The 12074-nt window shown below is 55.3% G+C and carries 10 protein-coding genes, 1 tRNA gene and 1 pseudogene; 8 read left to right on the top strand and 4 right to left on the bottom strand.

What is annotated here, in order from left to right; genetic code table 11:
• Positions 1-353 precede the first annotated feature (353 nt).
• Positions 354-3473: a bifunctional diguanylate cyclase/phosphodiesterase gene (locus K5E80_RS06365; RefSeq protein ID WP_220635374.1), complete on the bottom strand. Its 3120-nt coding sequence runs from the start codon at positions 3471-3473 to the stop codon at positions 354-356.
• Between the two features lie 298 nt (positions 3474-3771).
• On the opposite strand from K5E80_RS06365, the gene K5E80_RS06370 reads away from it, so the two are divergent.
• The 5 genes from K5E80_RS06370 to K5E80_RS17150 all read left to right on the top strand — a co-directional run bounded on the left by K5E80_RS06370 (position 3772) and on the right by K5E80_RS17150 (position 7380).
• Positions 3772-4194: a hypothetical protein gene (locus K5E80_RS06370; RefSeq protein ID WP_220635375.1), complete on the top strand. Its 423-nt coding sequence runs from the start codon at positions 3772-3774 to the stop codon at positions 4192-4194.
• An 80-nt stretch (positions 4195-4274) separates the two neighbouring features.
• Entirely contained in the window at positions 4275-5270 is a 996-nt protein-coding gene (locus K5E80_RS06375; RefSeq protein ID WP_246590896.1) for a hypothetical protein, read from the top strand.
• Positions 5264-5500, top strand: a complete 237-nt coding sequence (locus tag K5E80_RS06380; protein ID WP_220635377.1) for a hypothetical protein — start codon at positions 5264-5266, stop codon at positions 5498-5500. Before K5E80_RS06375 ends, K5E80_RS06380 begins: the two co-directional genes overlap by 7 nt.
• On the top strand, positions 5501-5647 hold the full coding sequence (locus K5E80_RS06385; protein ID WP_220635378.1) for a hypothetical protein: 147 nt from the start codon (positions 5501-5503) through the stop codon (positions 5645-5647). It begins immediately after the preceding gene.
• A 101-nt stretch (positions 5648-5748) separates the two neighbouring features.
• On the top strand, positions 5749-7380 hold the full coding sequence (locus K5E80_RS17150; protein WP_425514552.1) for a recombinase family protein: 1632 nt from the start codon (positions 5749-5751) through the stop codon (positions 7378-7380).
• On the opposite strand, the gene K5E80_RS06405 is transcribed toward K5E80_RS17150, so the two are convergent.
• Positions 7336-7412: transfer RNA gene (locus K5E80_RS06405), tRNA-Arg, on the bottom strand. The genes K5E80_RS17150 and K5E80_RS06405 overlap by 45 nt on opposite strands.
• Positions 7413-7542: 130 nt before the next feature.
• Between K5E80_RS06405 and K5E80_RS06410 the strand changes: the two genes are divergently transcribed.
• Together K5E80_RS06410 and K5E80_RS06415 are read left to right on the top strand one after the other, a co-directional pair.
• Complete coding sequence (locus tag K5E80_RS06410) at positions 7543-7899, top strand: thioredoxin family protein (RefSeq protein ID WP_246590897.1); 357 nt, start codon at positions 7543-7545, stop codon at positions 7897-7899.
• Positions 7896-8168 carry a hypothetical protein gene (locus K5E80_RS06415; RefSeq protein ID WP_246590898.1) on the top strand — a complete coding sequence of 91 codons (273 nt, stop codon included), beginning with the start codon at positions 7896-7898 and terminating at the stop codon, positions 8166-8168. The genes K5E80_RS06410 and K5E80_RS06415 overlap by 4 nt, the downstream gene beginning before the upstream one ends.
• 77 nt (positions 8169-8245) lie before the next feature.
• Here the strand turns inward: K5E80_RS06415 and K5E80_RS06420 are convergent.
• A pseudogene (locus tag K5E80_RS06420) lies at positions 8246-10383 on the bottom strand (ABC transporter substrate-binding protein).
• A gap of 59 nt (positions 10384-10442) precedes the next feature.
• Here K5E80_RS06420 and fabI point away from each other — a divergent pair.
• Entirely contained in the window at positions 10443-11243 is an 801-nt protein-coding gene (gene fabI / locus K5E80_RS06425; RefSeq protein WP_220635381.1) for an enoyl-ACP reductase FabI, read from the top strand.
• A 6-nt stretch (positions 11244-11249) separates the two neighbouring features.
• Here fabI and K5E80_RS06430 read toward each other — a convergent pair whose 3' ends face one another.
• A complete protein-coding gene (locus K5E80_RS06430) occupies positions 11250-12035 on the bottom strand; it encodes a 3'-5' exonuclease (RefSeq protein WP_220635382.1) in 786 nt (261 codons plus the stop codon).
• Between the last annotated feature and the right edge of the window lie 39 nt (positions 12036-12074).

Genomic DNA, 12074 nt, shown 5'->3' on the forward strand with positions numbered 1-12074 from the left:
TTCGCCGAACAAAGCGCTGAAATGAACTGATGATGGTAAAGCGGGTCGGGGCTTCCAAGGTAAATCTGGAATGGCTCTTCCGGACCGGATGAGCCTGACGGGATGAGCCTTGGAGAGGTGAAATAGTCACGCTGAAAGTCACGCAATCTTGCTTTTGTTAGTGGTGACTATCTGCGAAACCTAGTGTTGGTGGCGCGCCCGAGAGGATGAATCTGGGCACTGGAAAGAATGTGTGTTTTTACTATGATTTGTATTTCCAACAAGATTGGAACCTTTGATGTAACAAATGACATCAGATAGGTTCTTGCCGGAATCTACAGCCATTACATTCCTCGGCCCGCACCCCGGCTTGTTTATTTTCCAATCAAAGTCGTCATTTCTTCCAGTGGAATGGGTTTGCTGTAAAGATAGCCTTGCATCTTGTCACACCGTAACATGCGCAACTTACTCGCTTGCTCCTCCATATCCACGCCTTCCGCTACAACCAGCAGTCCAAGCGAATGTGCCAGCGAAATGATGCTTGAGACCAAGGTCATGGTATTCGGTTCTTGCAACATGGTGATGATGAAGGAACGGTCGATCTTGAGCTCTCTCACTGGCAATTTGACCAGATACGCCATCGATGAATATCCGGTGCCAAAGTCGTCAATGGAGATACTCAGTCCCATGTCCCGGATCGCATTCAGTTTGCCGATGTTGCCTTCTATATCTTCCATGATCAGGCTCTCGGTGATCTCTAGGTCGATACCCGGTGGCGAGGGACCCAAGGACAGTGATTGCCGAACTACCTCGACGAAATTCTTCTGGCGTAACTGAATCGCCGACACGTTGACCGCAATACGCGGCGCCGCCAAGCCTGCTTCCAGCCAGTGGTTGTGATCTTTTGTTGCTTGGCGTAGCGCCCATGCACCCACATCCAGAATCAAGCCGGTCTCCTCCAACAACGGGATGAACTGATTAGGTGGCACTAGGCCGGTTCTGGGGTCGTTCCAGCGGATCAGCGCTTCCACCCCTGCGATATGTCCCGTCTGGCTTTCCACTTTGGGCTGATAGTGGAGCACGAATTCCTCCCGTTCCAGCGCGTGCCGCAGATTGTTCTCTAGAGTGAGCCGTTCGGTGACCCGATCATTCATCTGCTGGGTGTAAAAAAGATACCTGTCGCCGCTGTTTTTCGCCTTCTTGAGTGCAGCTTCGGCATTCCTGAACAAAGTCTCAGCGTTATAACCATCGTCGGGATAAAGGGCAATCCCGAATTTAGCTACTATATTGAGTTCGGTGCTTTCTATCTGAAATGAATCTGCAAAGCAGTGGTGCGCTCGATCTTCAATGATCCGTGCCACCTGTTCTGCACCCTGCACGACCGGCATTACCAGCGCAAAGTGATCGCCGCCAAGGTGGGCCACCTCCTCCGGGTCGCCAGCACAATCGGCAAGACGCTTGGCCAGTTGTTTGAGCAGCGCATTCCCTGCCTGTCGGCCGAGTGCATCGTTAACCGTCTTGAACCGTTCCACATCAAGTAGCACTAGCGCAACACGCTGCTTCTTGCTGCTCGACGTATGCACGTACTGCGCCAGACGCTCGTGGAACAATGTTGCATTGGCGAGGCCGGTGAGCTGATCGTAATAGGCAAGGTAATTGAGCTTGTCCGCCCTGTCGAGGTGATCGAGCGCAAAAGCGATGTCGCTCGACATTTCAACCAATAGCTTCAATTCTCCCGCATCGAAGACATCTGTCTCGCGGGCGCGCAGCCCCAAAACGCCCACGGCCTGGTTCGCAATTACCAGTGGCAATATGCATAATGAATTGACTCCGGCACTGTCGGATGCCTCCCTAAGGGATAACGGCAACCCGTGCTCGACGTCGTTCACAATCAGAGGTTGCCGTTTCACCAATATCCGGTCCCGGATGCCCTCCGCCTCAGGGATGGTCTCGTTGGCCACCTTCTTCAGAATTTCCAGCAGAGTCTCCAGATTTCGTGCATCAATATTGCTGGAAGCCACCAGATGAGGTTCGTTCGAATCGGGATCCAGTATGGCGATGTAAGCCGCCGCAAATTGCCCTACCTCGACCGCAATTCGGCAAGCCTCACGAAAGAGTGTGTCCCGGTCGCGCACGCGAACGATTAATGAGTTGATGCCGCTCAGGACCGCATACACGCGATTGAAGTGCCGCAATCGTTGCTCGGCTTCCTTGCTCGCGGTGATGTCCGTAGATATCCCGCATAGACCCGATATGATCTTGCGCTCGGCATCGGCGTATATCGGTGTTTTCATTTCCCTATGTACATGGCGTATATTATGCGCATCGAGAATCTCGATTTCTTCGTCCGTGCTTTCTCCTGCCAATACGCGTTTTTCGGTTGCTTGCAATTTCTTTAAAATATCTGGTTTGAGAAAACGGCTAGCGTCACTCCCCACTAGTTCTTCCGCTGAACAATTGTGTAACTTCAGAGCTTGCTTGTTAGCATAGGTATAGCGGGAGTTTGTATCTTTTATGTAAACAGGTGAGGGCACTTGGTCAAGCGCGTTACGTAGGCGCTGCTCGTTTGCCAACACGGCTTTGATAGCGGCAGTCCGTTGGTCAACCAGAGTCTCTAAATTTAGTGCGCGATATTTGGCTTCAAGCAGCAACTTCACTATGTAGCTTAATAAAAAACTCAGCAGAACCCCTAAGGAGATTTTTAAACTAAGCATGTACGGATCATCCCATCCTTTAACTGGCGATAGGCTTAATATCCAATTGGCATTTTGAAGGGCTACTATGGCATGTTCAGGGTCTATTGGGGAAACAGTAGATTTGGCGATTGTCTGTTTTTGCCCGGTATTGGGATTAATGCGCCAAAGTTCATAGGCAATGCCGTCCTCAACTAGGCTGGACAGCCTTGATGGAGCGAGAGCTTCCGGGAATCTGACAATTGCGTTGGTAAATCCCCAGAAATACCTCTTGCTGTCAGCATCCTTTCTTTCAAGAAAAACCGGGAAGCGGCCAACCATTCCCACACCCCCCTCTTTCAGGTTCAGCGGTCCCGCGAGCGTCAGTTTCGCGGTATCACGAGCTAATAGGGCTTCCTTTTTCTGTAAAGGATCCTTGAATTGTTCAAAACCGAGTATGTGTTCATTTCCGGCAAGTGGTGCTATTTGAGTGACGACTCCGCCAGGCGACAGAACTAACTCAGTTAGACCTGGATACAAATGCAGCATCTCGCCGGCCACATGCTCAAAGTTGTGGATCGTCCCGTTCCCCTGTTTTACTAGTGCCGCCAAAGCGTACGTGACGGACATTACACTACTTAAAGTGCTCTCTATGGCTTGCGAATGGTCTTGTGCAATAACCATAATCTGACTGCGGTAGCCTTGCAGGCGATTGACTTCGGAGCGCCAGATCACAATTCCAGAAGCCATTGTGGAAATGACAAAAACGATAGCGGCAATGCTGAGGGGGCGGACTGAACTGAAGAAATGTCTGTTACTCATCTTGCCGATCCTCCTAGAGACACCAAATATCTTATCTTCCTATTCAGGATCAATGTGACTTCCCGTCCAAGTAACACGGGGGGCTACGGATACATTGAACAAATCTTTCCGCATAAAGGTAAGAGCCTACTATGACAACATGGTTATAGCAAGTTGTTGTGCCGCCCGCGCGCCCGCGCGCAAGCCCGGACGCACGGACGGCACAACAATGCCATAAAATAATTTCCGTAAGTTGCTTGCACTTTGCTGGAAAGTTATGTAACCTATCCATACTTCGCATAACTGATGGGTGAATTACATGAAAACTGAGCACCTCCACGACATATGGGCAGGCCCAGACAACACGCGGCTGACGACCAAGCAGTTCTCTTTTCGCTTTCCTGTGCATATCGCGGCCAAAATCGCGGCCTTGTGCGATATGTACCCCCAGAAAAACCGCACCCAGATCGTCGCTGATCTACTCACTTCCGCTCTAGATGATCTTGAGCAATCGCTACCAGAAGCCCCAGGCGATCAAGTTGAACCCGAATGGAATGACCGTATTGCGGAACAAATTGATGAACCAGGGGAAACGTTGTTTTACCTTGGTGGTGCTAGGGGCCGCTTCAGAGGACTATCCAACAAGCATTATCGCGAACTTGAAGCCGAACTCGGCAATGCTGAACCGGAATTGTTGTTTGACAATGTAGTCGGCACCAAAGAGCAATTCAGTAAGAAGTAACCATGTTTTTTGCTCATCTTCTCTCCGGCTTCGACACCATCGAGTGCGCCTATTGGCTGGCTTCGAATGGCTTGGGTGGTTTGGATTTCGAGCAGTTGGCCCTGGAGAAGTCGCTCATCTCCACTAGTAAAAGCCGTCACCCAAAAGTCATCACACTCGGCAGCGAACAATTCCTCCTTGCCTCGCACGGCACCGGCAGCGGATATCCCTTTCTCTTGGAGAACGACGCCTTCAGCATCCAGTGCGGTGAATTCAACAAGCCGAATTTCTATGTTGCGTTCCGTTCCTTTGCCCTGTGGCATATCGGCGCATCTGCCTTGCATCAGCGTTTCCTGGCCTGGGCCGCATCGGTTGGCCTGATGCCGTATCGCCCGGAGAAGCTTTCCCGAGTCGACATGACTTTTGACTATCAGATTGACCCGATTGATTTCGATGAAGATTGCTTCGTTTCTCAGGCCAACAAAGATGCACAACACCGGAAGGATGGCCGGGTGCAGACCTTCCGCTTTGGTGCTGGCGACTTGGTGCTGCGGGTTTATAACAAGTGCGACGAGATTGAAGAGAAAAGCGCCAAGTCATGGTTCTATGCCCTGTGGGGTGTCGAGAAGAACGTCTGGCGCATCGAATGGCAGACCCGCAAGGAACTCTTGAAACACTTTGGCATTCGCACCTTCCAAGACCTGGCAGAACGCCAAGGCGATCTGCTGCGCTATCTGGTCAATGATCACACCGCCCTGCGCATTCGTACCGATGACAGCAACCGCTCGCGCTGGCCGCTGCATCCTCTGTGGGTCGATCTCCAGGCCCGCGTCAATGTCATGGAAGGCTTGGGCGTGGTGCGTGAATGTGACCCGCAAAGCTTGCTCGATGAACGTCTGATTCGCCTGGGGGTGAGTGTCTACGGCTACATGAAACGGCTGGCAGCGATTCACGGCTTGAAACGGGGCTATAGCGAAGTTGGCCTGGAAGAAACCATCGAGAGGTTGCGCAAGCTGCTCAACCGGGTGCATGACCCTTTGTCCTGGGATGGGGATGTACAGCGGCGCATGGATGAAATGCGATTAGGGCAATGGTGAGCAATCTGCGCGATGCCATTGTCGAGACCATGAATACCCATTTAAACCGGGTGCTGCGGGCTGCCGAGATCGGCATTCCGGGCAAGGAGCAATACCAGGCGTTTCGCTCGTTTGCACTGGATGAATTTGGACGACAGGGCTTCCTACCGGAATTGGAATCCCTGCTGAAGCAACAAGGCAAGGAAAGGAATGGGCTGGCCGAGACTGCAGGAAAGGGGGTGCCACCATGAGTGAACGACGAACGACAAATTCTAGCCATCGGCTTCGAGGGCTTTGAACTGCAAAATCCGACACCGGGAGAACTGAATTTGATTAGCTCTATGCTGCCGGGACTGATGTTGTTGTTGCAGCAGATTGACGATAGTGATGAAGATTGATTAGGAAGGGTTATCCACGGCTGGCCGACAGCGCGCCACTAACGCTGGCGGTCGGCCGGCGGTGGGTAACCCGATTTCGAAGACAGCAATAAGGTGAAACCATGGCAGTAGCACTTTACGCAAGGGTCTCAACCACGCGCCAAGCGGATAACGACCTTTCTATTCCTGACCAACTGCGACAATTGAACGACTGGTGCAAGGCCAATGGTCATTTGGTCGTGCATGAGTATGTCGAACCTGGGGCTTCCGCCACGGACGACAAGCGCCCGGTATTTCAGCAGATGATTGCCGATGCGATGCTGAAACCGCCCGCCTTCGACGCGATCATCATTCACAGTCTGTCGCGCTTTTTTCGGGACGGTATCGAATTCGGCGTCTATGAGCGCAAGCTGATGAAGAACAAGGTCAAGGTTATTTCTATTACTCAGCCGACCAGTGACGACGCTGGCGGGGAAATGATGCGCCGGATCATCAACCTATTCGATGAGCATCAATCGAAGGAGAATTCCAAGCACACCTCCCGCGCCATGAAGGAAAACGCCCGGCAGGGATTCTTCAATGGTTCCCGCCCGCCCTTTGGCTACCAAGCAATAGCTACTGATATATCCGGCAGTCGTGGCCGCAAGAAGAAGCGGCTGGAAATCAACGAAGCCGAAGCAGGCATCGTGCGCATGGCCTATGACCTCTATCTGCTCGGCCATCAAGGGCGCATGATGGGCTGCAAGGAAATTGCCAAGCATCTGACCGACAAGGGGCTGCTGATGCGCGGCAAACCCTGGGGCATTCAGAAGATTCACAAGCTGCTGTCGGATTCGCTCTATATGGGCGATTACTACTTTAACGTCATCGACTCCAGGACGGCCAAAAAGCGCCCGCCTACCGATTGGGTGAAAACCTCTATACCAGCCATCATTGATGCCGCCACCTTCGAGCAGGTACGCGCCAAGCGGGAATCCCGCGCCCCGGACAAGGCATCACCGCGCATTCTCTCCTCCACTACCCTGCTGACCGGCCTGCTCAAGTGTGGTGTCTGCGGCGGTAGTTTGACTCTCGCCACTGGCAAGGGTGGTCGTTACAAATACTACAAATGCACCAGCCGCCAGAACAAGGGCAATCATGCCTGCGCGAGTGGCAACCTGCCGATGGAAAAGCTGGATGACCTGGTGCTGTGCCAGTTGGCAGACAAGGTGTTTGCCCCAACTCGGTTGCAAGCCATGATGACGGCGCTACGCAAGCGCATGAAGACTTCCAAGGACAACCAGCAGGAACGTATCAACCAGCTAAACCGCCAGCTCAAGCAAACCGAGGAACGCCAGCACCGGCTGTTGGATGCAATTGAAACCGGCACCATTGAACTGGATGAGGTGACACAGCGCCGCGCCCAGCAGTTGAAAGCATCCAGGGAGGCACTATTGATCGAGTTGGCAGGTACAAGGCGGGAACATTCGCTGCCTGTGGAACATATCAAGGCCAGCCAGATCGACAGCTTTGGGAAGGCGTTACGGCAAAGGCTGCTGTCGGGCGATCGGGGATTCGCAAAAAGCTATTTGAATCTGCTGGTGGATGAAATCGTGGTGGAAGGCAAGCTCGCCACGGTTCGAGGAAGTTACGCTGCACTTGCAAGGGCGGCAGCTATGGACGAAAAAAAAGTGGGTCACTCGAAACAAGTGCCCACTTTCATACCTGATTGGCGCGCCCGGAGAGATTCGAACTCCCTACCCCTTGGTTCGTAGCCAAGTACTCTATCCAGATGAGCTACGGGCGCTTTGAGGAGGCGGAATTATACCGAAAAGCTTGCTGCCGGCAAACGACATTCTGTGTCGACGGGTAGAATCCGACCCATTTGCTACCCACTGCGAACGCATGTTCACCATTGATTCATGTCGAACCGCCTCATGAGCAACCTGTTGGTTGCCTGTCTGTGCGCCGAATGGTGCGATACGTGTCGAAAATACCGGCCCGATTTTGTAGCACTGGGTCAGGAGTTTTCCCAGCATCGCTTCGTCTGGATCGATATCGAGGATCAAGGCGATCTTGTCATTGATATCGAGATCGAGAATTTCCCGACCCTGCTGGTGGCACAGGGGAGCCGGCTTCTGTTTGCGGGCACCATGCTGCCGCATATCGGTCATTTGCGCCGCCTGTTACAAACACTGGATGAAAGTGCAGTGCCGCAGGTAGGCGAACTTTCGCCTGTTGAACTTGCCGCCTTCCACACGCTGGCAGCACAACTTGACAGGGGTAAAGCTTGAAGTACGAATCGCGCAAGACTGCGCCGCTGTCAAGGTGGTTATTCCTGCGGCGACTGGCGCTGCATGCTGCGGTATCGTTGCTGATCGCCCTGCTGTCGCTGCTGGCCGGCATGGCCGGCTACATGCACTTCGAGCAGCTCGCCTGGCGCGACGCCTTCCTCAACGCGGCCATGCTGCTCGGCGGTATGGGGTCGGTGAACGCGCCGGCCACCGATAGGACAAGCTGTTCGCCGACTCCTGCGCCTTGTATGCCGGACTGGTATTCCTGATCGCGGTCGGCATCATGCTGGCGCCGATTCTGCACCGGCTGCTGCATTTGTTCCATTGGAAGCAGGACAAATAGCGCTTACGATCGGCGCCGATAAACAACGTATGCAGCTGCCGCGCCTCCCAACACCAATGCAATTATCAGGATTGCCGGCCAGATTGCGGGCTGGTTCCATTCCCGCCGCTTCCGCTCGCGCAGCGCCGGATCGAGGCGCTGATATTTGAGCGTGTTGTTGCCGACCTTGGTCGGCTTGCGATTGAACAGCCAGGCGTGATAGAGCGCATAGTCCTTCGGATGGAAACCCCATATCCAGGGTGCATCATGCCGCAGTTGTTGCGAAATGCGATCGATCACCGCCTGCCGCGCGGGACCGTTGTCCATGGTGCGCATCTGCTCAAAGAGGTGGTCATATTCGGCGCTGGAATAATTCGCCGCGTTCTCACCCTGCGTCTTTACCTTGCCTTGCGGCCCGTAGAGCAGGAACAGGAAATTTTCCGGATCGGGATAATCGGCATTCCAGCCGAAGTAAAACAGCTGCGCGTTGCCCTTGAGCAGCTTTTCCTGGAAGCGGTTGTAGTCGGTGCTGCGCACCACGAGTTGCACATCGATCTTGCGGAACTGCTTGGAGAGCCAGTCGATGCGTGATTTGGCGCCGACGCCGGTGAGCGTGGTATCGAGGTTGATCACCAGTGGTTCACCCGTTTTGCTGTCGCGCCCATCGGGATAGCCTGCTTCCGCCAGCAGCCGTTTGGCCTCGGCAACCGGCTTGCGCCGCGGTTTGCCATCCACCCAGTCGTACATCTCCGTGTTGATGCCGGCTTCGCCTTCGCGATAGCCGAATATGCCAGGCGGAATCGGGCCCTGTGCTGCGATACCGCGGCCATTGAGAAATATCGAAATGAATTCTTCCTGATCGATAGCGATCGATATCGCCTGGCGCAATTTCCTGGCGCGTTCCGCGTCTCCCCCACCGTCGGATCCAGCCAATTGAAGCCCATGTACATGGTCGAGGTTGCCACCGAAGTGCTGAGGCGAATGCCGCGCCGCTGCATGTCCTCGGTCAATGCAGCCTCACCGCCGCTGCCGGTCTGGATCGCCTGGTCGAAGGAGTCGGAGGCAATGCCGGAGAAATCGTAATAGCCTTGCAGGAATTTGTTCCAGTAGGGAATCTGTTCCTTCTCGCGGGTGAATACGGCCTTGTCGATGAAGGGCAGCGCCTTGCCGCAATCCGCCAGCAGGCCGGCTTCGCGGTCGCCCTTTTCACCTTCGCAGGGAAACGTCTCGCCGTGGAAATTGGGATTGCGTTGCAGCACCATGCGCGCATTGGGATCATTCTCGGTCAGCATGTAAGGGCCGGTGCCGACCGGATACCAGTCGAACGTCAGATTCTTCTCCTGCATGCCCGGCTGGCTGTAAAACCTGTCCGCTTCCCAGGGGATGGGCGCAAAAAATGGCATGGTCAGCCAATAGATGAACTGCGGATACTTGCCCTTGATGCGGATACGGTAACGATAACGGTCGATGACCTCGGCGCCGGCGAGCGGATGGCGGCGCAGGTCGAGCCACGCGGCGTCCAGCGGCTTTGCCGCAAGCCTCTCGTCCGCCTGCAAGCGTTTGGCCAGATCACCCAAGCCCACAATGTATTCCGACATCAGACCGAGGATTGGCGAGTGCAGACGCGGATGAGCGAGGCGTTTGATTTCGTAGACGTAATCCTCGGCGGTCAGTTCGCGCGTGTCACGCAGCGGAAAATCCGTCAATGTATGAATCTGCGCAAGTTTGGTTGCGGGAACCTGAAGATAGGCATGGTTGCCATCGACCTTTTTGGCGAATGCCGGATGCGGCTGGTAACGGATGCCGGGGCGGATCGAGATCACATAATCCGAATAGGCGATGCGCGAAGGTTCCGCATCCTGCGGCAGCGGCTTGCCGGCAGCATCGACATAGACCGGCCTGGGTACGGCAACCGCCGTTGCCGGCACCACCGTATACGGCCGTTTGAGATAGTGATATTGCAACGGCGGCTCATACACCTGCGTCGTAAACACCGCCTCATCCTCGCTGTAGGACTGCACCGGATCGAGATGCTTGGGCCGCTCGATGAAAGCGCTATAGAGAATATTGCCGCCCCGCTCCGCCGCCGGATAGGGATCGTTCCAGGCTGCGCCGCAAGCCGCCAGCAACGGTAGCAGCACTAATGTAAGCATTGATCGCATGAGGGCAAGTGTAGCCGATCCGCTATAATCCGCCCCTATTGCTCACAGAGGATAGAACAATGGGTTTTCTTGCCGGCAAGCGCATCCTGATCACCGGATTGATTTCGAACCGCTCCATTGCCTATGGCATCGCCAAGGCCTGCCATCGCGAAGGCGCACAGCTTGCCTTTACCTACCAGAGCGAACGCTTCAAGGATCGTCTGGCGAAGTTTGCCGAGGAGTTCGGCAGCAGCCTGGTATTCCCCTGTGATGTCGCCGAGGATGCGCAGATCGAAGCCGTCTTCGCCGAATTGGGCAGGCATTGGGACGGCCTTGACGGCCTGGTGCACTCAATCGCCTACGCCCCCAATGAAGCCATCGAAGGCGACTTCCTCGACGGCATTTCGCGCGACGCCTTCCGCATCGCCCACGACGTCTCCTCTTACAGTTTTCCTGCGCTGGTCAAGGCTGCCCGTCCGCTGCTGCTCAAGGGAAACAAGGCCTCGGTGCTGGCGCTGTCCTATCTCGGCGCCGAACGCACCATGCCCAACTACAACACCATGGGACTGGCCAAGGCCAGCCTCGAAGCCGCCACGCGCTATCTGGCTTTTTGTCTCGGTCCGCAGGGCGTGCGTGCCAATGCGGTGTCGGCCGGCCCGATCAAGACGCTGGCCGCTTCCGGCGTCGGCAACTTCGGCAGGCTGCTCGCCTACAACTCTCATAATGCGCCGTTGCGCCGCAATGTGACCATCGAGGAAGTCGGCAATGCCGCCGCCTTCCTGCTCTCCGACCTCGCCAGCGCCATCACCGGCGAGATCATGTATGTGGATGGCGGGCTGAATACGACGGCGCTGGGCAATCCGGAGCCGATGCCCTCTTGACGGGTATCAACGCCAGGCCGCGAGAAACTTCTGCCAGTGCGGCTGCTTCATCTCGCCCAACTGCCGTTTGACGAACGCCACCTCGTCGTCATGCTCGGCGTCGGTCATCACGCCACGCATTAGCTGAAATCTTAGCCAGACCAGATAGGTATTGACCACGTCGGTCTCGCAATAGTCGCGGATGTCGTCGATGCGGCCGTCGAGCCAGCCCTGCCACACGGCCGAGCCGTCCATGCCGAGCTTGCCGGGGAAGCCCATCAGCTTGGCGAGTTCGTCCAGCGGCGCGTTGGCGCGCGGCTGATAGAGCGCCAATAAATCCATCAGGTCGGTGTGGCGCGCGTGGTAGCGGCTGATGTAGTTGTTCCACTTGAAGTCGCGCGCGTCACGGGAATCGCCCTCGCCGGTTTCCCAGTAGCGCGGCGCGGTGACGTTGTGAATCAGGCCACGATAATGCAATACGGGTAGATCGAAGCCGCCGCCGTTCCATGACACCAGTTGCGGCGTGTATTTCTCGATGCCGCTGAAAAAGCGCTGGACGATCTCGCCCTCATCGAGCTTGGGTTCGGCCAGCGACCAGACCCTGAAGCCTTCGTCGCTGCGCATGGCGCAGGAAATGACGGCGATGCGTTGCAGATAGTGCGGCAGAAAGTCGCTGCCGTTCCTGGCACGCTGTTTCTGGAAGGCGAGCTCGGCGACTTCACCCTCCGCGAGATCGGCGGGCAAGTCATGCAAGGTCCGCAGGCCGGCGATGTCAGGGATGGTTTCGATGTCGAAGACGAGAACTGGGATCATGGCGCTGAGGACGAAAGGCTAAACCCTGGATTCCCGCTT

Origin of the sequence: Georgfuchsia toluolica, assembly GCF_907163265.1 — a bacterium.
Lineage (GTDB): Bacteria > Pseudomonadota > Gammaproteobacteria > Burkholderiales > Rhodocyclaceae > Georgfuchsia > Georgfuchsia toluolica.

Excerpts from the sequence above, each read along its gene's own strand:
- K5E80_RS06410 (WP_246590897.1), top strand. The coding sequence starts at position 7,543 with ATGAGCAACCTGTTGGTTGCCTGTCTGTGCGCCGAATGGTGCGATACG.
- K5E80_RS06370 (WP_220635375.1), top strand. The coding sequence starts at position 3,772 with ATGAAAACTGAGCACCTCCACGACATATGGGCAGGCCCAGACAACACG.
- K5E80_RS17150 (WP_425514552.1), top strand. The coding sequence starts at position 5,749 with ATGGCAGTAGCACTTTACGCAAGGGTCTCAACCACGCGCCAAGCGGAT.
- K5E80_RS06380 (WP_220635377.1), top strand. The coding sequence starts at position 5,264 with ATGGTGAGCAATCTGCGCGATGCCATTGTCGAGACCATGAATACCCAT.
- fabI (WP_220635381.1), top strand. The coding sequence starts at position 10,443 with ATGGGTTTTCTTGCCGGCAAGCGCATCCTGATCACCGGATTGATTTCG.
- K5E80_RS06365 (WP_220635374.1), bottom strand. The coding sequence starts at position 3,473 with ATGAGTAACAGACATTTCTTCAGTTCAGTCCGCCCCCTCAGCATTGCC.
- K5E80_RS06430 (WP_220635382.1), bottom strand. The coding sequence starts at position 12,035 with ATGATCCCAGTTCTCGTCTTCGACATCGAAACCATCCCTGACATCGCC.